General features: G+C 64.8%; 19 protein-coding genes. 8 read left to right on the forward strand and 11 right to left on the reverse strand.

Going from position 1 to position 21,051, the window contains the following annotated elements:
- Positions 1-97 precede the first annotated feature (97 nt).
- Both PSEEN_RS10945 and PSEEN_RS10950 read right to left on the reverse strand, forming a co-directional pair.
- A complete protein-coding gene (locus PSEEN_RS10945) occupies positions 98-952 on the reverse strand; it encodes a TIGR03915 family putative DNA repair protein (RefSeq protein WP_011533564.1) in 855 nt (284 codons plus the stop codon).
- Entirely contained in the window at positions 949-2,169 is a 1,221-nt protein-coding gene (locus PSEEN_RS10950; protein ID WP_011533565.1) for a putative DNA modification/repair radical SAM protein, read from the reverse strand. The genes PSEEN_RS10945 and PSEEN_RS10950 overlap by 4 nt, the downstream gene beginning before the upstream one ends.
- 173 nt (positions 2,170-2,342) lie before the next feature.
- Here PSEEN_RS10950 and mqo point away from each other — a divergent pair, with 173 nt between their 5' ends.
- Positions 2,343-3,911: a malate dehydrogenase (quinone) gene (gene mqo, locus PSEEN_RS10955; RefSeq protein ID WP_011533566.1), complete on the forward strand. Its 1,569-nt coding sequence runs from the start codon at positions 2,343-2,345 to the stop codon at positions 3,909-3,911.
- A gap of 63 nt (positions 3,912-3,974) precedes the next feature.
- Here mqo and PSEEN_RS10960 read toward each other — a convergent pair whose 3' ends face one another.
- Positions 3,975-4,892, reverse strand: a complete 918-nt coding sequence (locus PSEEN_RS10960) for a LysR family transcriptional regulator (RefSeq protein ID WP_044488004.1) — start codon at positions 4,890-4,892, stop codon at positions 3,975-3,977.
- A 90-nt stretch (positions 4,893-4,982) separates the two neighbouring features.
- On the opposite strand from PSEEN_RS10960, the gene PSEEN_RS10965 reads away from it, so the two are divergent.
- Both PSEEN_RS10965 and PSEEN_RS10970 read left to right on the forward strand, forming a co-directional pair.
- Entirely contained in the window at positions 4,983-5,288 is a 306-nt protein-coding gene (locus PSEEN_RS10965) for a putative quinol monooxygenase (protein ID WP_011533568.1), read from the forward strand.
- Between the two features lie 13 nt (positions 5,289-5,301).
- The gene (locus tag PSEEN_RS10970) at positions 5,302-6,150 is read left to right on the forward strand and encodes a type 1 glutamine amidotransferase domain-containing protein (RefSeq protein WP_011533569.1); all 849 of its coding nucleotides are present in this window, start codon (positions 5,302-5,304) and stop codon (positions 6,148-6,150) included.
- A 54-nt stretch (positions 6,151-6,204) separates the two neighbouring features.
- On the opposite strand, the gene PSEEN_RS10975 is transcribed toward PSEEN_RS10970, so the two are convergent.
- The 3 genes from PSEEN_RS10975 to PSEEN_RS10985 all read right to left on the reverse strand — a co-directional run bounded on the left by PSEEN_RS10975 (position 6,205) and on the right by PSEEN_RS10985 (position 7,573).
- A complete protein-coding gene (locus PSEEN_RS10975; protein WP_011533570.1) occupies positions 6,205-6,399 on the reverse strand; it encodes a hypothetical protein in 195 nt (64 codons plus the stop codon).
- Entirely contained in the window at positions 6,396-6,950 is a 555-nt protein-coding gene (locus PSEEN_RS10980) for a hypothetical protein (protein WP_011533571.1), read from the reverse strand. The genes PSEEN_RS10975 and PSEEN_RS10980 overlap by 4 nt, the downstream gene beginning before the upstream one ends.
- A gap of 134 nt (positions 6,951-7,084) precedes the next feature.
- Entirely contained in the window at positions 7,085-7,573 is a 489-nt protein-coding gene (locus PSEEN_RS10985) for a signal peptidase II (RefSeq protein ID WP_011533572.1), read from the reverse strand.
- Between the two features lie 193 nt (positions 7,574-7,766).
- Here PSEEN_RS10985 and PSEEN_RS10990 point away from each other — a divergent pair, with 193 nt between their 5' ends.
- Complete coding sequence (locus PSEEN_RS10990; RefSeq protein ID WP_011533573.1) at positions 7,767-8,813, forward strand: class I SAM-dependent methyltransferase; 1,047 nt, start codon at positions 7,767-7,769, stop codon at positions 8,811-8,813.
- A gap of 58 nt (positions 8,814-8,871) precedes the next feature.
- On the opposite strand, the gene PSEEN_RS10995 is transcribed toward PSEEN_RS10990, so the two are convergent.
- Both PSEEN_RS10995 and nspC read right to left on the reverse strand, forming a co-directional pair.
- Positions 8,872-10,116 (reverse strand): saccharopine dehydrogenase family protein, encoded by a 1,245-nt coding sequence (locus tag PSEEN_RS10995; RefSeq protein WP_038705903.1) that lies wholly within the window; start codon positions 10,114-10,116, stop codon positions 8,872-8,874.
- Positions 10,117-10,146: 30 nt separating this feature from the next.
- Positions 10,147-11,244 (reverse strand): carboxynorspermidine decarboxylase, encoded by a 1,098-nt coding sequence (nspC, locus tag PSEEN_RS11000; protein ID WP_011533575.1) that lies wholly within the window; start codon positions 11,242-11,244, stop codon positions 10,147-10,149.
- Between the two features lie 263 nt (positions 11,245-11,507).
- Here nspC and PSEEN_RS11005 point away from each other — a divergent pair, with 263 nt between their 5' ends.
- From PSEEN_RS11005 to PSEEN_RS11015, 3 genes are all read left to right on the forward strand, one after another.
- Positions 11,508-12,218 (forward strand): YebC/PmpR family DNA-binding transcriptional regulator, encoded by a 711-nt coding sequence (locus PSEEN_RS11005; protein WP_011533576.1) that lies wholly within the window; start codon positions 11,508-11,510, stop codon positions 12,216-12,218.
- 103 nt (positions 12,219-12,321) lie between these two features.
- Positions 12,322-13,266: a LysR family transcriptional regulator gene (locus PSEEN_RS11010; protein WP_011533577.1), complete on the forward strand. Its 945-nt coding sequence runs from the start codon at positions 12,322-12,324 to the stop codon at positions 13,264-13,266.
- A gap of 141 nt (positions 13,267-13,407) precedes the next feature.
- Entirely contained in the window at positions 13,408-14,817 is a 1,410-nt protein-coding gene (locus tag PSEEN_RS11015) for a DOPA decarboxylase (protein ID WP_011533578.1), read from the forward strand.
- Between the two features lie 75 nt (positions 14,818-14,892).
- Here the strand turns inward: PSEEN_RS11015 and PSEEN_RS11020 are convergent, their stop codons facing one another.
- Positions 14,893-15,501, reverse strand: a complete 609-nt coding sequence (locus tag PSEEN_RS11020) for a hypothetical protein (protein WP_011533579.1) — start codon at positions 15,499-15,501, stop codon at positions 14,893-14,895.
- A gap of 378 nt (positions 15,502-15,879) precedes the next feature.
- Here PSEEN_RS11020 and katG point away from each other — a divergent pair, with 378 nt between their 5' ends.
- Positions 15,880-18,114: a catalase/peroxidase HPI gene (gene katG / locus PSEEN_RS11025; protein ID WP_011533580.1), complete on the forward strand. Its 2,235-nt coding sequence runs from the start codon at positions 15,880-15,882 to the stop codon at positions 18,112-18,114.
- Positions 18,115-18,171: 57 nt separating this feature from the next.
- Here katG and PSEEN_RS11030 read toward each other — a convergent pair whose 3' ends face one another.
- Positions 18,172-19,341, reverse strand: a complete 1,170-nt coding sequence (locus tag PSEEN_RS11030; RefSeq protein WP_011533581.1) for a cupin-like domain-containing protein — start codon at positions 19,339-19,341, stop codon at positions 18,172-18,174.
- Between the two features lie 273 nt (positions 19,342-19,614).
- Complete coding sequence (pdxR, locus tag PSEEN_RS11035) at positions 19,615-21,051, reverse strand: MocR-like pyridoxine biosynthesis transcription factor PdxR (protein WP_011533582.1); 1,437 nt, start codon at positions 21,049-21,051, stop codon at positions 19,615-19,617.

Here is a 21,051-nt window from a genome sequence, read left to right on the forward strand (position 1 = left end):
TGGTGACGGTGCAGGACCCTTCGCTACAAGTGCGGCGTTGAACCTGTAGGAGCCGGCTTGCCGGCGAACATCGGCCAGGCTAGCACTTCGCTGGTGATCACTGCGCTTCTGACACCTTGGCCCCATGCAAGGCAATGCGCTTGCCAGCCTGCAAGCCGATTTCCAAGGCTTGGCCATCGCGTTGCTTGCCTTGGCGCGCCTGGCCGACCAGTTCGGGAATCAGCGGCCCTTCGGGCAGGTGCCGCCAGAACCGGCCGGGCAGGTGCTGGCGCAGGGCGTCCGGGTTGAGCCGGGCGGGGTTGAAGGTGTGCCGGTAATAGGTGAGCCACAGCTCGGCGTCCGGATCCTCCGCGCTCCGCGCCCACTGGTGCCATTCATCCGGGCAGTGGCGGCGGTAATCCAGGATTTCTCCATCGCAGCGGATACCGTCGCGCGGTGTTGCAATCAGCCAGCGTTGCCGCCCCAGGCGCTCGGCGAAATGGCCGCTGGCACTGTCGAGGATGTCGTGGGCGGGTTCGTGATAGGCAACCAGGTCCAGTTGCAGGCGTTCGGCCAATGCGCCAGGCAGTGGCACGAAGCGCACGAAGGCGTGCAGGTGATGGGCCTCGCGCCCGACCTGCTTGATGCGCCGCTGCAGTTCGCTGCCCAGGCGGTCGCCGGCGAGCATGGCGGTGCGATCACCATGGGCGACACGCCAGAGCACTTCGTAGAGCAGGTTCCAGCGTTGTTCGCCGCGATAGCGCCCCGCCTGCTCCAGCTGGGCCAGCAAGGCCGCCGGCACGCGGGCGCGAAATGGGCCCGGGCCTTCGGGCAGTGGCGCCGCCACCGCGAGCAGATCATCCATCGGGCCTTGGCCCCAGGTCACCTCGGCCGGGTCGATACCATGGCCGAGCAGCCGCCGTGCCTGGTCGCGCCAGGTGGCGAAGTCATCGTCGCAGTCGAGCGCGATCATCCCCACAAGCCCATCTGCACCGGCGCCTGGGGTTCGCGTAGGCGGGCGCGCAGCAGGCCGCTGCGCAGTTCGGCCTGGGCCGGGCGGTAATCGCTGGTGACGATGAACGGGCGGGCTTTTTCCAGCACGCAGCGCAGCTGGATCAGGTCGTCGTAGCGCACCCGCCGCTCACGGCGCAGGGCCACCAGCCGCTGTACGCTGCGCAGGCCGATGCCAGGGATGCGCGCCAGCAGCGCCGGTTCGGCGCGGTTCACGTCGAGCGGGAACACGTCGCGATTGGCCAGCGCCCAGGCCAGCTTGGGGTCGATGTCCAGCGCCAGGTTACCGGCCTCGCCGAGCAGCTCACCGGCCTTGTAGCCATAGCCGCGCAACAGGAAGTCGGCCTGATACAGCCTGTGCTCGCGCAGCAGCGGCGGGGCGGCCAGAGGGACACTGCCAGGGCTGTCGGGGATGGGGCTGAAGGCGGAGTAGTAGACGCGCTTGAGCCCGTACCCCTGGTACAGCGACTCGGCATTGCGCAGCAGCGTGCTGTCGTCGGTGGTGTCGGCACCGACGATCACCTGGGTACTTTGCCCGGCGGGCGTGAAGCGGGGTGCCCGGGGCTCGCCGGCCACGGCCTGTTGCCCCTGGTGGATCACCCCCATGGCCTGGCGGATGGTGCTGGCCTGTTTCTCCGGGGCCAGGCGCTTGAGGCTGGCGTCGGTGGGCAGTTCGATGTTGACGCTCAGGCGGTCGGCCAGGCGCCCGGCCTCCTCGATCAGCAGCGGGTCGGCGTCAGGAATGGTCTTGAGGTGGATGTAGCCGCGAAAGCCGTGTTCCTCGCGCAGCAGGCGCGCCACCCTGATCAGTTGCTCCATGGTGTAGTCGGCCGAACGGATGATGCCGGAACTGAGGAACAGGCCGCTGATGCAGTTGCGTCGGTAGAAATCGAGGGTCAGGCGTACCACTTCCTCGGGGGTGAAGCGCGCCCGTGGCACGTTGCTGGAACGGCGGTTGACGCAGTACTGGCAATCGTAGAGGCAGAAGTTGGTGAGCAGCACCTTGAGCAGGGATACGCAGCGGCCATCCGGGGTGAAACTGTGGCAGATCCCCATGCCATCGGTGGCACCAAGCCCGTCACGGCCTCGCGAGCTGCGCTTGGGCGCACCACTGCTGGCGCAGGAGGCATCGTACTTGGCGGCGTCGGCGAGGATGCCGAGCTTAGCGATCAGTTGCATGGGGATTCTCGAAGTACTGATTATTCATACAGTATTTCGGGCGGTGGCTGATTGCAAGTGCCAGCTCGATCATGCCTGAGCAAATCAGTCGACTAAGCTTGATCCAGGCTCAACGCCGCAGGCCCCGTGCCTGTGGGTTGCCAGTGCAGGCAATGGCGAAAACGGGAGCGCACATGAACATCGCGAACAAGACGAAATGGGCCTTGGCCGGGTTGGTCCTGGCCTTGGGCCTGGGCAGTGCACAGGCCGCCGACGCCAAGCGGGTGGATGTCCTGCTGGTAGGCGGCGGCATCATGAGTTCGACCCTGGCGGTCTGGCTCAACGAGCTGGAACCCGGCTGGACGATGGAAATGGTCGAGCGCCTGGACAAGGTCGCCGAGGAGAGCTCCAACGGCTGGAACAACGCCGGCACCGGCCACTCCGCCCTGGCCGAGCTCAACTACACACCGGAGAAGGACGGCAAGATCGACATCAGCAAGGCGGTGGAGATCAATGAGTCGTTCCAGGTCACCCGGCAGTTCCTGGCCTGGCAGGTCAAGCAGGGCGTGCTGAAGAACCCGCGTTCATTCATCAACACCACGCCGCATATGAGCTTCGTCTGGGGTGACGACAATATCCGTTTCCTCAGGAAGCGTTACGAAGCCTTGCAGGCCAGCCCGCTGTTCAAACCCATGCAGTACTCCGAGGACCACGCGCAGATCGCCAAGTGGGTGCCGCTGATGATGGAGGGGCGCGACCCCAACCAGAAACTTGCGGTGACCTGGACGCCCATCGGCACCGACGTCAACTTCGGCGAGATCACCCGCCAGTACGTGGGGTACCTGCAGACCCGGCCGAACTTCGACCTCAAGCTGTCTACCGAGGTCGAGGGCATTACCCGCAATGACGATGGCAGCTGGCACGTCGAGTACAAGAACCTCAAGGACGGCAGCACCGCGGCCACGGACGCCAAGTTCCTGTTCATCGGTGCCGGCGGCGCCGCGCTGCCGCTGCTGCAGAAGTCCGGCATCGACGAGGCCAAGGACTATGCAGGTTTCCCGGTGGGTGGCTCGTTCCTGGTCACCGACAACCCGGCCATCGCCCAGCGGCACATGGCCAAGGCCTATGGCATCGCCGCCACCGGCGCGCCGCCGATGTCGGTGCCGCACCTGGACACGCGGGTGCTCGACGGCAAGCGCATGATCCTGTTCGGGCCGTTCGCCACGTTCTCCACCAAGTTCCTCAAGCAGGGCTCGTTGCTGGACCTGGTAGCCAGCATGTCGTTGCACAACACCTGGCCGATGGTGCGGGTCGGGGTGCGCGAGTTCGACCTGGTGCAGTACCTGATCGGGCAGTTGATGCAGTCGGATGATGATCGTTTCGCGGCGCTGCAGACCTACTTCCCCGAGGCGAAGAAGGAAGACTGGCGGTTGTGGCAGGCGGGGCAGCGGGTGCAGATCATCAAGCAGGATGAAAACCTGGGCGGGGTGCTGAAGCTGGGCACCGAGATCGTGACGTCGAAGGATGGCAGCATCGCCGGGTTGCTGGGGGCCTCGCCGGGTGCCTCCACCGCGCCGCCGATCATGCTCGACCTGCTGAACAAGGTGTTCAAGGACAAGGTCGCCACCCCAGAGTGGCAGGCCAAGATCAAGCAGATCATCCCGTCCTACGGGATCCGCCTGAACGAGCATCCGGACAAGGTGCAGGAAGAGTGGAACTACACCAGCGAGGTGCTGCAACTGGCGCCCGCCGAAGCACCCTGAGCCGCATGCGATCGAGGTAGGAGCCAGCTTGCTGGCGAACCGCTTTCGCCAGCAAGCTGGCTCCTATAGGACAATGGACTGCGCAACTGCCTGGATCTGCTGGCGAAACCACCGTCGCAACGGATCGGCATGGGTGCGCGCATGCCAGATCTGCATCACTTGCACCCGTGGCAGGTCGAGCGGCAACGGGTGGATGCGCAGGTCAGGATCACGCGCGACCGCCTCCTCGGCCAATGACCGCAGGCACGTCAGCAGCAGGTCGGTGCCGCGTACCAGCCGCGTGGGTGCAATGAAACTGGACAGGCCGGCAATGATCCTGCGCTCGTGACCCAGGTTGCGCAGCGCGCGATCGACACGGCCATCCAGATCGCCGGTCAAGGTCGTGATCAGATGCTCGCACTTCAGGAAAACCTCAAGGCCCATGCCGCCCGCCAGGTGTGGATTGCTGGCCGATGCCAGCACGACGAAATCCTCGCTGAGCAGATGCTGCTGGTGGAAGGTATCCGGCAAGTCGGTGTAGAAACCGGCGATGGCCAGGTCGCAGGTGCCTTTTTCCAGTGCGTCACGCGGCAGCTCGCCACGGGTGTTGTGGGTGACCAAGGTGAGATTCGGCGCCTGGCGGCGCAGGACCGGCAGTAGCCCAGGCAGCAGTGCCTGCTCAAGATAGTCGGTGCTGTACAGGTGCAGGCGGGCAGGGCGTGCCAGGAAGTCCTCGCCGTCGCAACGCTCGAAGAAATCCCTCAATTGCTCGGTCAGTACCTGAACCTGGGGCGCCAGTTCATGGGCGCGTGGTGTCGGGGTGAGGCCGCGGGGCGCACGCACGAACAACGGATCGCCGAACTGGTGCCGCAGCTTGTTGAGCTTGTGGCTCAGGGCCGGCTGGCTGAGGGCCAGGCGCTCGGCGGCACGGGAGGCGTTGCGCTCCTCGTAGAGCACCTGGAACAGGTGCAGCAGGTTGAGGTCTTTGTTGCCGATATTCATAAATTGGATTGCAGGAATAAAAGCTTTCGAATTATAGAATCTTAGCGCGATGGCTAGGATGTGCCCATTCACATCCAACCGGAGGCGCCAATGCCCATCGCCATCTTCGCCACGATCCACCCCCGCCCTGAATGCCGCGACGCCACCGAAGCGGCCTTGCGCCTGATGGTTGAGCGCAGCCGCGCGGAACCCGGCAACCTGCGCTATGACCTGTTCGCTCACGAGGGCGACGCACCGGCATTCGAGCTGTTCGAACTGTATGCCGACGAGGCCGCTGTCGAAGCCCATCGCGCCAGTCCCCATTACCAGGCTTATCGCGCCACCACCGCCGACTGGCTGGCCGCACCGACACGGGTGCAGTTGGCCCGTGCGCTCGATATCAGCCCCTTCAACTGACCCGGAGATCATCATGTCCAAACTCACAACCGTCGCCCTCGCCGGCGCGCTCGTGGCAGGCGGTGCCGTTGCCGCGCCCAAGGGTGAAGTGCTGGTGCTGCTGTCCAGCGAAAACCAGTTGGCGCTCAAGGGTGGCAAGCACTACCCGACCGGTTACTACCTCAACGAATTCGGTGTGCCTGCCGATCAGTTGCTCAAGGCCGGTTACACGTTGGTGCTGGTCACGCCCAAGGGCAATGCACCGAGCGTCGACGAGCGTTCGGTCGACCCGATGTACTTCGGGGGCGACCAGGCGGAAATGCTGCGTATCCGCCAGGTCGTCGAAAACCTGCCGGGCATCCACGACACGTTGTCGTTGAAAGAGGTGCTGGCGGGTGACCTGGGCCGCTACGCCGGTATCTTCATCCCTGGCGGGCATGCACCGTTGATCGACCTGGCCAACAATCCCGAGGTCGGGGCACTGCTACGCCACTTCCACCAGGCTGGCAAGCCTACGGCCGCCATCTGTCATGGCCCCATCACGCTGTTGTCCGCGCAGCAGGATCCCTTTGCCTACCGCGCGGCCCTGGCCCGTGGCGAGGCCCCGGCGGCCAGTGACTGGAGTTACCAGGGATATCGCATGACCATATTTTCCGACCCGGAGGAGCAGGTGTTCGAAGGCTCGCTGGAGGGAGAGCGCTTGCAGTTCTATCCGGCGAAGGCGATGGCGGGCGCTGGTGGTGACATGAGCTACGCCGATGCCTGGAAGCCCCATGTGGTGGTCGATCGTGAACTGATCACCGGGCAGAACCCGTTCTCCGACAAAGCGCTGGCCAAGGCGTTGCTGGAAAAGCTGGGCCAGGAGGACAACAACGGCGGTTGAACCGTTGGCAACGAGCAACGAGGGCCTTGGCCCGCTGCCCGGGCCTTGGCAAACTCAGCTGTCAGCGCGCTTGCGTGGCTTGTGTGGGCGCCCTGCATAGGCGGATGTTTCGATGCGGGAAAACGCTGTAATTGCATCGTCGGTGAGGAAGCTGTCGTAATGTGCCGATGCCCGCAGGCGAGCCAGCTTTTCATCGGCAATAGTCTTGAAGTGGTTGACCGATGCAGTGAAATCGCTGGGCTTGGTCATGTTTTGAGGTCCTCTTGATCGAAAGCAGCGTAACCATGGGTAAGGTTGTAGGCAAGGCCAACCCCCCTCACCTGACGGAAACCATCCTGAGTGTAGGCGGCGCGTGCCTGGGGTAGCGGATTCCTGATGACCACCCACTTCAAACCGAGCATCCAGGCGTAATATCGCACGGCACTCAGGCACAGTGGCGCTACGTATCCTTTGGTTGCGAGTGTGTTGTCCGGATTGCGCTGCAAATACAGCACCATGATCTTTTCTTGGCTGTCCAGTGGGGTTGCCCAACACATGCCGGCCAGGTGGTCTTCATGCCACAGGGCGATGTCGAGGGCGCGGGCATGGACGTGCCTGGTTTTCCAGCGCGGTACCCGTTCCCAGCCGAAATCGTGTGGGTCGGGAAGCCACTGTTCGTGCGCCGAGATGGCGCGTGTGTCGATTTCGCCGATCTCCAGCAGGCTGGCCATTTGCCTGTTCATTCGCTCGATCTCCAGCAGCGCTTGCCCCCGTGCGGCCTGTTTGAGCCCCATGAGTTGGGCCCGAAGCTGATCATCCATGTCGTCCCTGTTCGATGCAGAAGTGAGGTGCAACGAGGGTAACGATGATTGTGCCAGGAGTGGCCTGAGAGTCCCGGTAGCAGTTTCTCTTCGGGTTGTAGTACTGGTCCGAGCGCGGTGAGTCGGGGAGCCCTTCAGCGTTTGGCCGGCCTGGTCAATCCATCGACCATCAGCACCGCCGCACCGGCCATGATGGCGATATCGGCCAGGTTGAAGACGCCAGTGTGCAGCGAGCCGACATTGAGCACCAGGTAGTCGACCACATGGCCGTCGCGAAACACCCGGTCGATCAGGTTCGACAGACCGCCCATGGCAATGAACCAGGCCGCGGAGGCTTTGATGGGGGCCGTTTGCCAGTGCTTGTAGGCCCAGGCAATGGCCCAGCAGCACACGATGCCCACGGCGACCACGAAGATCAACTGCTTGAGGCCGGGCGCGAGCCCCGCGCCGAGGCTGAGGAAGGCGCCGGGATTGAGGCTCAGGGCCAAGTCCAGCCAGACGTTCTGGTTGCCGAAGACATAGCTGTGGTTGTTCAGGGCGACCAGGGCGATCAGTTTCACCCACTGGTCGAGAATGATGAAGGCGACGCCCAGGATCAGGACGAGGGTACGGCTGGAGAGCATGGTGACAGTTCCTGTGCTGCACGGGCGCGGCCGTCCGGTATTGGCGGGTGTGCCGACAGCGCGGCGAAGATAGCGCAGGCGGGTCTAGACTTAAAGCCTGGCCCCGCATGACACGCGGGCTGTTCAACCCTTCGACCACCGCCTCCGGGCCGGACATCGCCGACGGTGGCCTTCCGCTTGAGGAGGGCAGGTCATGGACGAGGCAAGGCTTCAGGAATTCATGGGCAGGCTGGTGGGGGACATGGGCGCGGCGGCGACCTTGGCCAATGTGGTGCTCGGTGACGAGCTTGGGTTGTATCGGGCCATGGCCGACAGCTTGCCGGTCACGCCCGAAGTGCTGGCCGAGCGCACCGGTTGCCAGCCGCGGTTGGTGCGTGAATGGCTCAATGGCCAGGCCGCGGCAGGTTATGTGGAACATCGTAATGGCAGCTTCACCCTTCCCGAGGAGCAGGCCCTGACCCTGGCGCTCGAGGACTCGCCGGCCTACATGGCCGGTGGCGCGGCGGTGCTGGCGGCGCTGTTCCACGACAAGGACAAGCTGGTGGCGGCCATGCGCGGCGATGGCGGGCTGGCCTGGGGCGATCATCACCCGTGCATGTTCAGCGGTACCGAACGTTTCTTCCGCCCGGGCTACCGGACGTTCTTGGTGGCGGACTGGCTGCCGGCGCTGGACGGCGTGGTGGCCAAGTTGCAGGCCGGGGCGCAGGTGGCCGATGTCGGGTGTGGCCATGGCGCCTCGACCATCGTCCTGGCCCAGGCATTTCCGGCCTCGCATTTCATTGGCTACGACTACCATGCCCCTTCGGTGAGCACCGCCATCGAACGTGCCCGTGAAGCTGGCCTGGGCGATCGGGTGAGCTTCGTCCAGGCTTCGGCCAAGGATTATCCCGGCCATGATCTGGACCTGGTGTGCTTCTTCGATTGCCTGCATGACATGGGCGACCCGGTCGGCGCGGCGCGGCACGCCTACAAGGCGTTGAAAGAGGATGGCACGGTGATGCTGGTCGAACCGTTCGCCGAAGACACCTTGGATGCCAACATCAACCCGGTCGGGCGGCTGTTCTACGCTGCTTCGACCTTCATCTGCACGCCGAATTCGCTGTCGCAGGAAGTGGGGCTCGGGCTGGGTGCGCAGGCTGGCGAGGCGCGGCTGCGGGCGGTGTTCGAGGAGGCAGGGTTCACACGGTTCCGGCGGGCGACGCAGACGCCGTTCAACCTGATCCTGGAGGCCAGGAAGTAGCAACCGGGCTGCGCAGAAAAGAGAAGGGGCGCCATTCAGCGCCCCTTCATCTTGCAGCTTAGGCTTCAGCGTCCCATGGACGATCGCCTTTCTCATCCTTGACGCGGGTCGGCAGGCCCATCACGTCCAGCGCCTTGAGGAACGGCTCGGCCGGCAGCTCCTCGACGTTGACCATGCGCCCGGCGTCCCACTGGCCGCGGGCGACCAGCAGGGCGGCAGCCACCGGCGGCACGCCGGCGGTGTAGGAGATGCCCTGGCTGTCGGTCTCGGCGTAGGCCTCTTCGTGGTCCGCGACGTTGTAGATGAATACTTCGCGCGGTTGACCGTCTTTGGTGCCCTTGACCAGGTCACCGATGCAGGTCTTGCCGGTGTAGCCCGGGGCCAGCGAGGCCGGATCGGGCAGCACGGCCTTGACCACTTTCAGCGGCACCACTTCCAGGCCTTCGGCGGTCTTGACCGGCTGCTCGGAGAGCAGGCCAAGGTTCTTCAGCACGGTGAACACATTGATGTAGTGCTCGCCGAAGCTCATCCAGAAGCGCACGTTCGGCACGTTCAGGTTCTTCGAGATCGAATGAACCTCGTCGTGGCCGGTCAGGTACAGGTTCTGCGAACCGACCACCGGCAGATCGTCGGTGCGCTTGACCTCGAACATGGTGTTGCTGGTCCACTGGCTGTTCTGCCAGCTCCATACTTGCCCGGTGAACTCGCGGAAGTTGATTTCCGGGTCGAAGTTGGTGGCGAAGTACTTGCCGTGGGAACCGGCATTGACGTCGAGGATGTCGATCGAGTCGATCTGGTCGAAATACTGCTGCTGCGCGAGTTTCGCGTAGCTGTTCACCACACCCGGGTCGAAGCCGACACCGAGAATGGCGGTAATGTTCTTCTGCTGGCACTCTTCGAGGTGTTTCCACTCGTAGTTGCCATACCAGGGCGGGGTTTCGCAGATCTTGCCCGGTTCTTCGTGAATCGCGGTGTCCAGGTAGGCGACACCGGTATCGATGCAGGCGCGCAGCACCGACATGTTGAGGAAGGCGGAACCAACGTTGATCACGATCTGCGATTCGGTCTCGCGGATCAGTGCCTTGGTTGCCTCGACATCGAGGGCGTTGAGCGAGAAGGCCTGGATGTCGGCGGGTACCTTGAGGCTACCCTTGGCCTTGACGCTGTCGATGATGGCCTGGCATTTGGAGATGTTCCGTGACGCAATCGCAATACGACCCAGTTCGTCGTTATGCTGTGCGCACTTGTGGGCCACCACCTTGGCGACACCTCCTGCACCAATGATAAGAACGTTCTTCTTCAATTCAGCTTTTCTCCTTCATGAAAGCCTGTCTTACGACAGGCTCGAAACGTAGTCGTCGAACCCGAACTCGCGCACCACCTCGACGCTGCCGTCGAGCTGCTTGACCGCGATGGACGGCATTTTCAGACCGTTGAACCAGTTTTTCTTGACCATGGTGTAGCCGGCGGTGTCGACGAACGACAGGCGGTCACCGATCTGCAGCGGCTTGTCGAACTGATATTCGCCGAAGATATCGCCGGCCAGGCACGACTTGCCGCAGACCATGTAGGTGTGCGCGCCGTCATTGGGGGCCATCTTGGCGTTGAGGCGGTAGATCAGCAGGTCGAGCAGGTGCGCTTCGATCGAGCTGTCGACCACGGCCAGGTGCTTGCCGTTGTACAGGGTGTCGAGCACGGTCACTTCCAGCGAGGCGCTGTTGGTGATGGCCGCTTCGCCCGGCTCCAGGTAAACCTGTACGGCGTATTTTTCCGCGAAGGCTTTCAGGCGCGCGCAGAAGGCATCGACCGCATAGTCTTCACCGGTGAAGTGGATACCACCACCGAGGCTGACCCACTCGACCTTGTGCAGCAGGTGGCCGAAGCGCTCTTCGATGTGCGACAGCATCTTGTCGAACAGGCTGAAGTCGCCGTTCTCGCAGTTGTTGTGGAACATGAAGCCGGAGATCTTCTCGATCACCTTCTCGATTTTCTCAGGGTCCCACTCACCGAGGCGGCTGAACGGGCGGGCGGGGTCGGCCAGCAGGTAGTCGGAGCTGCTCACCTGCGGGTTGACGCGCAGGCCGCGCACCTTGCCTTCGGACTGCTCGGCGAAGCGCTCGAGCTGGCCGATGGAGTTGAAGATGATCTTGTCGCAGTTCTCGAGCATCTCTTCGACTTCATCGTCGGCCCAGGCCACGCTGTAGGCGTGGGTTTCGCCGGCGAACTTCTGGCGGCCGAGCTTGAGCTCGTACAGCGAGGACGAAGTGGTGCCATCCATGTACTGCTGCATCAGGTCGAACACCGACCAGGTGGCGAAGCACTTGAGGGCGAGCAGGGCCTTGGCCCCGGACTGCTGGCGAACGTAGGCAATCTTTTCCATGTTGCCCAGCAGCTTTTGTTTATCGATGAGGTAGTACGGCGTCTTGATCATTTAAAGGCCCCCGGCCAGGCCGGCCAAAAAAAGGACACGCATTGTGCCTTCACTTGCCACTCTTCGAAAGGGCGCGAGGCGCATTTCGTCTGAGTCGCGTGGGTGGAAGGCCCAGTGGAACACAAGATTGTGACTATCGTGGTCCGCGCACGGGGGGCGAACCTGCACGATGTGTTGTCGATCCAGGCCCGAGGGCGTATAAACTGCACCCACTTTTTGGCCGGTCGCTTCCTGAACCGGCCGCTGAAACAAAGAGAGTCGATATGGGCGCACAGTGGAAAGCCAAGCATAGAGAAACGGCGGCCAACGCCAAGGGCAAGATCATGGGCAAGCTGGCCAAGGAGATCCAGATCGCCGCCAAGTCCGGCGCCGATCCGGACATGAACCCACGCCTGCGCCTGGCCATCGTCCAGGCCAAGAAAGCCTCGATGACCCGTGAGACCCTGGAGCGCGCGATCAAGAAAGGCGCGGGTCTGGACGGCGAGGCCGTGCAGTACCATGCCGTCAGCTACGAAGGTTTCGCCCCGCACCAGGTGCCGCTGATCGTCGAGTGCCTGACCGACAACATCAACCGTACCGTGGCCCAGATCCGCGTGCTGTTCCGCAAGGGCCAGCTGGGCGCCAGCGGTTCGGTGGCCTGGGACTTCAACCATGTCGGCCTGATCGAGGCCACCCCGGAAGGTGACGCCGACCCGGAAATGGCGGCTATCGAGGCCGGTGCCCAGGACTTCGAGGAAGGCGAGGAAGAGGGTTCGACCCTGTTCATCACCGACACCACCGACCTGGACGCGGTGCAGAAGGCCCTGCCGGAGCAAGGCTTCACCGTGACTTCGGCGAAGATCGGCTATACCCCGAAGAACCCGGTGAGTGCCGCCAGCCTGAGCGCCGAGGCGTTGGCCGAGGTCGAGGCGTTCCTCGAGGCGATCGACGAGAACGAAGACGTGCAGAACGTCTATGTCGGCCTGACCGACTGATCGGCCCAGCGCTTCGCCGGCAAGCCGGCTCCTACACGCAATTCCCCCGTAGGAGCCGGCTTGCCGGCGAATGGGCACTTGGATTCAACACAGGGGAGCCTGCATGAACCCCACCTTCGCCTCCCTCAGCCTCGCCCACCTGCGCACCCTCGACTGCCTCCTGCACCTGAAGAACCTCAGCCACGCCGCCGAGCGCCTGGGCTGCAGCCAGTCCGCGCTCAGCCGCCAGCTGGCCCACCTGCGCGAAGCCTTCGACGACCCGTTGCTGGTGCGCCAGGGCCGTGGATACGTACTCAGCGAGCACGCCGAGGCATTGGTCGAACCGCTACGCCAGGTGCTGGACGAGCTGAGCGCCTTGCGCCAGCCCGCCGCCTTCGACCCGGCCCGTTGCGAGCGGCGTTTCTGCCTGGCCGCTTCGGACTATGTGGCCGAGCACATGCTGCCATTGCTGGTGGCGGCACTTGAACGTGAAGCGCCGGGGGTGTCGCTGGAGTACCGCACCTGGCAGGCCGGGCAATACGCCTTGCTGGCCAGTGGCGAGATCGACCTGGCCACCACGCTGTTCGACGAGTCGCCGCCCAACCTGCACGGTCGCCTGCTCGGCGAGGACCGTGCGGTGTGCCTGATGCGGCACGACCATCCACTGACCGTACGCGCCGATCTCAGCCAGGATGACTACCTGGCCTTCAAGCACGTGCGGGTGTCCGGTGGCGGCGACAAGGACAGCTTCATCGACCGACACCTGCGCGCCCAGGGCATGCAGCGGCGGATCAGCCTGGAGGTACCGTTCTTCAGCGCCATGGTCCAAGTGCTCGGCAACGGCCAGGCACTGGCCACGGTGCCCGAGCATATCGCCACGCAGCTGGCGCGGTTGCATGGCCTGGCCTGGCGGCCGATGGGCTTCATCACCCATACCCAGCGCTACTGGGTGGTCTGGCATCAGCGCCTGCAGGCGTCGGCCGAGCACCGCTGGTTGCGTAACCGGGTGTTCGAGCTGTGGCGTCAGTCGCAGTTCGGCGTGCAGGGCGGGCATGCGGCATTGCCATAGCAGGTATGCGCGATACGGGGTTATTCATTGGCAAGAGGCCGCCTAGACTGCTGGGCATCGAGTTGTCTGCAACAGCCCGTTCGCCGGCTTGCCGGCGAACGGGCCGGTACAGGCAGCGGACAACCCACAGGAGACCGCCGAGTGACCCCCGAACAATTCCGCCAATACGGCCACCAACTGATCGACCTGATCGCCGACTACCGCCAGACCGTCGCCGAGCGCCCGGTCATGGCCCAGGTCGAGCCCGGCTATCTCAAAGCTGCCTTGCCCGATATGGCACCGCAACAGGCCGAACCCTTCGAGGCAATCCTGAAGGATGTCGACCAGTTGCTGATGCCGGGCCTGTCCCATTGGCAACACCCGGACTTCTACGGCTACTTCCCCTCCAACGGTACGCTGTCGTCGGTGCTGGGCGATTTCCTCAGCACCGGTCTTGGCGTGCTCGGCCTGTCCTGGCAGTCCAGCCCGGCCTTGAGCGAGCTGGAGGAAACCACCCTCGACTGGCTGCGCCAGCTGCTGGGGCTGTCCAGCCAGTGGAGCGGGGTGATCCAGGACACCGCCTCGACCAGTACCCTGGTGGCGTTGATCTGCGCCCGTGAACGGACCACCGACTACGCCCTGGTGCGGGGTGGCCTGCAGGCCCAGGCCAGGCCTCTGGTCGTCTACGTCAGTGCCCATGCCCACAGTTCGGTGGACAAGGCCGCGCTGCTGGCCGGTTTCGGCCGGGACAATATTCGCCTGATCCCCACTGACGAACAGTTCGCCATGCGCCCCGAGGCGCTGCGCGCGGCCATTGACAAGGACCTGGCCGCCGGCAACCAGCCGTGCGCCGTGGTCGCCACCACCGGCACCACCACCACCACCGCGCTCGACCCGCTGCGGGCGATCGGCGAGATCGCCCAGGCCAACCAGCTGTGGCTGCATGTCGACTCGGCCATGGCCGGTTCGGCGATGATCCTGCCGGAATGCCGCTGGATGTGGGACGGCATCGAGCTGGCCGACTCGGTGGTGGTCAATGCCCACAAGTGGCTGGGCGTGGCATTCGACTGTTCGATCTACTATGTGCGCGACCCGCAGCACCTGATCCGGGTGATGAGCACCAACCCCAGCTACCTGCAATCGGCCGTCGATGGCGAAGTGAAGAACCTGCGCGACTGGGGCATCCCGTTGGGGCGCCGCTTCCGCGCGCTGAAGCTGTGGTTCATGCTGCGTAGCGAGGGCGTGGAGAACCTGCAGCAGCGCCTGCGCCGCGACCTCGACAACGCCCGCTGGCTGGCCGAGCAGGTGCAGGCGTCGGGTGAATGGGAGTTGCTGGCACCGGTGCAGTTGCAGACCCTGTGCATTCGTCATCGCCCCGCCGGGCTGGACGGTGAGGCGCTGGATGCCCATACCCGTGGTTGGGCGGATCGCTTGAATGCCTCGGGCGACGCCTATGTCACCCCGGCCACCCTGGAAGGGCGCTGGATGGTGCGGGTGTCCGTCGGTGCGCTGCCGACCGAGCGCGAGCATGTGCAGCGCCTGTGGCAGCGCCTGCAAACCGTCGTGGCCTGACCTTGTATGTAGGAGCCAGCTTGCTGGCGAACCGAAGGCACACCGAGTTGGCTGAGTTCGCCAGCAAGCTGGCTCCTACACCGGCCCTTGCATCAACAGCTTGAGCGATGCGTCGAACTGCTTCAGCGCGTCGGCCTGCACCGCTTGCTCCTCGTCCAATTGGCGTACCAGGTCGACCCCCTTGGCCTGCTTGTTCGCCACCCCCTCGGCGCGGCCGATGTAGGTCAGCTGGTCATCGAAGAAACGCGCCACCACGCTGGCCTGGATAGTTTCGATGCCGGCGCTGGCGAGCTGGCTGCGGGCGTCGAGCAGCACGATCACATCCGGGCGGTCGGCGAGCAGGGTGTCCAGGTCTTCGTAGAACGTCACATCGGTAAATGCCTGGCTCAGGGACTGCGCCAGCCATGCGTAGGCCTGGCTACCACCAAGGGTGGCTACCGGCGTGCCTTTGGTCGTGCCCGGCACGTCCTGGTCGCGATGACGTTGCAGGTAGTCCAGGGTTGCGGCGGCATTGCGCCCCAGCAACACCGCCACATGCTGGCCATGGCTCAGGGTGACACTGGACAGCTCGGTGGCCGAGTAGAAGTGCCCGTAGGGTTGTGCCTGCTGTTGGCTGGCGGGCGCCGCGCAGCCCGCAAGGGCGGCGAACAGGGCCAGCAGGGCGGCGAGCATGCCGGTTTTCATGGGAGTTGCCTCGTCAAGGTGCCAATGCCGCCATCTTCCTCGCGCCGAGCGGCGGGCGGAACTCGATGGCAGGCATGGTGGCTATCGATGGCATCGATGATTCCGCGTGGCGCGCCCCACCGGCTGCGTGGCGCGCCTGGCAACCTGACAGACCCACGCTATCACCCCTCAATACTGCCTCTATTAGACCTCTGCCCAAGCTCGACTAGTCTTTCCCCTGGCCCCGCGAAAAGCCGTCGCGGGATGCGTGGCCGTGCACACCGGCCACACCTGATGAGGGGAGGCCCGGGCCTTGCGCCCGGCCGATCGAATACCTGGCGCCGCGTTCACAACAATGCCCGCAAACCTGGACAGATCCGACCCAAAAGGTAGAAGCAGATGGCGAACGAATCGAAATGCCCGTTCCATCAAACCGCTGGTGGTGGCACCAGCAACCGTGACTGGTGGCCTGACCAGCTCAACCTGAAGATCCTCCACCAGCACTCGCGCAAGTCCGATCCGATGGACCCGGACTTCGACTACGCCAAGGCGTTCAAGAGCCTCGATTTCCAGGCCCTGAAAAAAGACCTGACCGCCTTGATGACCGACTCCCAGGATTGGTGGCCGGCCGACTTCGGCCACTATGGCCCACTGTTCATCCGCATGGCCTGGCACAGCGCCGGCACCTACCGCATCGGCGATGGCCGCGGCGGCGCCGGTTCCGGCCAGCAACGCTTCGCCCCGCTCAACAGCTGGCCGGACAACGTCAGCCTGGACAAGGCCCGGCGCCTGCTGTGGCCGATCAAGCAGAAGTACGGCAACAAGATCTCCTGGGCCGACCTGATCGTGCTCACCGGCAACGTCGCCCTGGAGTCGATGGGCTTCAAGACCTTCGGCTTCTCCGGCGGCCGCGCCGATGTCTGGGAGCCCGACGAGGATGTGTACTGGGGCTCGGAAAAGGTCTGGCTGGGGGGCGATACCCGCTACGGCAAGGCCGAGGCGCCCGGCAAGGGCGACCTGGTGGCCGAACCTGCCAAGCGCCCGCAAGAGCAGGGCCGCAACCTGGCCGGTGAGCGCAACCTGGAAAATCCGCTGGCCGCGGTGCAGATGGGCCTGATCTACGTCAACCCGGAAGGCCCGGAAGGCAACCCCGACCCGGTCGCCTCGGGCAAGGATATCCGCGACACCTTCGGCCGCATGGCCATGAACGACGAAGAGACCGTGGCCCTGATCGCCGGTGGCCATGCCTTCGGCAAGACCCACGGCGCGGGCCCCGCCGACAACGTCGGCGCCGAGCCGGAGGCGGCGGGCCTGGAGCAGCAGGGCTTTGGCTGGCACAACACATTCGGTACCGGCAAGGGTGGCGATACCATCACCAGTGGCCTGGAGGTGACCTGGACTTCGACGCCGACGAAGTGGAGCAACGAGTACCTGAACAACCTGTTCAATTTCGAGTGGGAGCTGACCAAGAGCCCGGCTGGTGCACACCAGTGGCGACCGAAGGACGGCAAGGGCGCCAACACCGTGCCTGATGCCCATGACACCACGAAACGCCATGCGCCTTCGATGCTCACCTCCGACCTGGCGCTACGCTTCGACCCGATCTACGAGCCCATCGCCCGGCGCTTCAAGGACAACCCCGACCAGCTCGCCGACGCGTTCGCCCGCGCCTGGTACAAGCTGATCCACCGCGACATGGGCCCGCTGGCCCGTTACCTGGGCCCGGAAATGCCCAATGAGGAGCTGCTGTGGCAGGACCCGCTGCCCAAGGCCGGCCCTCAGCCGAGCGAAGCCGATATCGCCGCGCACAAGGCCAAGGTGCTGGCCTCGGGGCTGAGTGTCGCCGAGCTGGTTTCCACCGCCTGGGCCTCGGCCTCGACCTTCCGCGGCTCGGACAAGCGTGGTGGTGCCAATGGCGCGCGCTTGCGCCTGGCCCCGCAGAAAGATTGGGCGGCGAACCAGGGCCTCGACAAGGTGTTGGCGGCACTGGAGAAGATCCGGGATGAGGGGGGGAACAAAATCTCCCTGGCCGACTTGATCGTGCTGGCTGGAAGCGCGGCGGTGGAGAAAGCCGCCAAGGATGCCGGACACGCGATCAGCGTGCCCTTCCACCCAGGGCGCGTGGATGCCTCGCAGGCGCAGACCGATGTCGAGTCGTTCGCCGTGCTGGAGCCCCTGGCCGACGGTTTCCGCAACTTCAGCAAGGCCCGCTACAGCGTCAAGGCCGAGAAGTTGCTGCTGGACAAGGCCCAGTTGCTGACGCTCACCGCGCCAGAGCTGACCGTGCTGGTGGGTGGCCTGCGTGTGCTCGGCGCCAACCATGGCGGCAGCAAGGAAGGGGTGTTCACCGACAAGCCCGGCGTGCTGACCAACGACTTCTTCCGCAACCTGCTGGACATGGGCGTGGAGTGGAAGCCCACCTCGGCGGACAACGAGCACTTCGAGGGGCGTGACCGCAAGACCGGCGCGGTGAAGTGGACCGGTAGCCGGGTCGACCTGGTGTTCGGTTCCCATGCGCAGTTGCGTGCCCTGAGCGAGGTGTACGGCAGCGGCGATGCCGCCGCGAAGTTCGTCAAGGACTTCGTCGCGGCCTGGGTGAAAGTGATGGAGCTGGACCGCTTCGACCTCAAGTAGCCAACCTGCCGCAAAAGCCCGCCCCACAGGTTTGCCGCCTGTGGGGCGGGCGCGTTTTCAGACTGTGCTGGAGGCAAGGTCGGGCAGCGGCGAATTCTTCCAGCCACGCCCTGAATTCAACCAGAAGTTCACCGACAGGGACGTGGAGCGCGACTCCACCTGGTGGAACCAGCCTTCGGGCAGGAACAGCAGGTCGCCGGCCTGCAGCACCACCTCCATGAAATGCACGTCGCGGCTAGCGGGATAGCGTGCATGGTCAGGTGCGCGCGGGTCCACGTCGCAACCTTCCAGGCCACCGTTGGGCGAGGTCGACCAGGTACCCAGGGCATCGCGGTGATGAGGAGCTGCCAGGATGAACGACTTCTCACCCCAGACCTGGGCGAACAGGTTGTCGCTGTCGTCGCGGTGCAGGGGCGTCAGGGTGCCTTTGGGGCCGATCCAGATACGCGGCGGGATGAACAGCGTCGGGTCGAAGTAACCGGGGTAGCGAATATGTTCCAGCAATTGCGCGGGCATGATGTTGTTGCCCATGTAGGCTGGCGGCTGCCCGTCGGCTGCTTTCGTGGCGGGTGCATCCAGGCTGGCGATGAACTCGGCCATCGAGGTGGAACGGAAGTCACGGTCGGTGGAGAAGGTCTTTTTCACGTAGTCGCCGTGGCGGGTAATACCTTGCAGGTTGGCGAACAGTTCCAGCGAGGCCTCTCGACCGATGCTGAACAACGGCCAGTCGTGCAGGGCGTCGCTGATCACCACGGGAATGCCAGGCAGCAGGTGGCGCTCGTTGAAGGCCTTCACCGACAGTTCCGCTCGAGGTTTGCGTTCGATTTCCAGCAGCTGTGGCTGGCGTGCCGAAAGCGCGTCGCTGGGGCGCGGGCGAGCTGGGTAGCGTTGGTTGGCGGCGACCTTGGGGGCGCTGGTGCCACGCAATGCCATGTCGATGGCCTGGGGCAACAGGGTCGCCAGGCCGAGGTTGCCGCCGATCTTCAGCCGACCGCTGGCGAACAGGTGTTCGACATTGGCCCGGCCGGTCATGATCCCGGCGAAGTCGCTGGCCGCGACTTCGATGGTCACCTGCGGGGCCTGGTGATGGCCAGTGCCGCTTGCGCCCGAGCCGCCGGCTTCGTACCAGAGCGCCAGGTGGTCGTCGAAGATGAACTGGAAGATACCCTCGAGGCCGACACTGCCGGCGTTGGCGAACAGTTTGCCCAGTATGTGCTGCAGGTCCATGGTGATTGCTCTTGTTGGTTGACCTGAACAGTGGACGAGGCGAGGGGAGGAAAATTTATTGGGGAGCAAGGTGCTTGCCGTGACCTTTTCGGCGCCAGTGAGGCCGAGCGCCGCCTACGCGGCGCATCGCGGATGAATCCGCTCCTACAGGTTTGTTTCGGGCCAGTTGGCCTCACAGGTGCGGCACGTTGTAACCGATGTAGGAGCGGACTCATCCGCGATGCGCCGCGCGGGCGGCGCTCGATGCGCACGGTACCTGGCAGCCATCACGCGTCAATTTTCCAGGAGCAATTTGGCCAACTGCCTGCCAGCGTGGCGCACTTGGGCCAGGGTCAGGGACGCGTATCCGATCACCAGTGCCGACGGTGGCCGCGCGTCAATACAGAAGCGCTGCAGCGGTTGCAGATGCAAGCCGATTTCGGCCGCTCGCTGGCACAGCTGCTCTGCGTCGCTGCCAGCAGGCAGTCGCAGCAGGCAATGCAGGCCGGCATGGTCGCCGTGAAGGATGAACCGCCCGGGCGCATGCTGTTGCAGCACGACGGCCAGGGCATCGCGGCGTTGCTGGTAGGTGTGGCGGGCGGCGCGCAGGTGGCGCAGCAGGCCACCGCTTTCGATCAGCCGGGCCAGGGCCAACTGCTCGACCACACCGACGGCCCGGCCAGTCAGTTCGACACGGGCCAGCAACGCGGCGCGCCAGGCCTTGGGGACCAGCAGGTAACCGACCCGCAGGCCGGCGAACAGGGTCTTGTTGAAACAGCCGCAGAAGATCACCCGGTCACCTTGGTCCAGCGCCTTGAGCGCCGGTAATGGGGCGCTGTTGTAGTTGAACTCGCTGTCGTAGTCGTCCTCGATGATCCAGGCCTGCTCGCGCTGCGCCCAGTCCAGCAACGCCAGGCGCCGCGACACCGGCAGGGTGGCGCCGGTCGGTGCCTGGTGCGCGGGCGTGAGGTAGAGCAGGCGGGCGCCGCTGCCGGGCAGGGCATCACTGCGCAGTCCGTCGTCATCCACCGGCAGTGTCCGCACCTGGGCGCCGGCCTGGCGCAGCAGCGCGGCGGCGGCGGGGTAGCCGGGGTCTTCGACGGCGGCGATGTCGCCTGGGCGCAGCAGCGTGGCGATGACCAGTTCCAGGCAGTCGCGAATGCCATGTGTGATGATCAGGTCGTCGGCCGAGCAGGCGATGCCACGGTACTGGGCCAGGTAGCCGGCCAACTGTTCACGCAACGCAGGCGAGCCTTGCGCCGGGGCGTGGGCGAGTTGATCGGGTGAGGCGCAGTTCAAGGACTGACTCAGCAGTTGCGCCCATTGCCGAGGTGGAAACAGCGCGGGATCGGGCAGGCGGGCCACGAAAGGCACGCCGGCACGGACCCGGGTTTCCAGCGGGGACGGTACGCCGCTGGCCGCGAGTGCCGGCGTGGCGTTGTCCACGCCGAGCAGGTGCTCGGGCACCATGGCGCAGACACGGCTGCCGGAACCGCTGCGCCGTTCGATATAGCCCTCGCTGCGCAGACGGTCGAATACCACTTCCAGCGTGCCGCGCGACAGCCCCCAGCGTGTCGCCAGGGTGCGGCTGGAGGGCAGCGCCGCCCCCGCGAGCAGGCGTCGTTCAAGGATGGCATCGCGCAACGCCTGGTAGGCGCCTTGCTGCTTGCCGAGGCCAGGTGTGGAAGGCAGCGGCAGGTCGAGGGGCAGGGCGGTCTTGCCGCGAGACAT

It is taken from the genome of Pseudomonas entomophila L48 (assembly GCF_000026105.1).
In the GTDB taxonomy this organism is placed as follows: Bacteria; Pseudomonadota; Gammaproteobacteria; order Pseudomonadales; family Pseudomonadaceae; genus Aquipseudomonas; species Aquipseudomonas entomophila.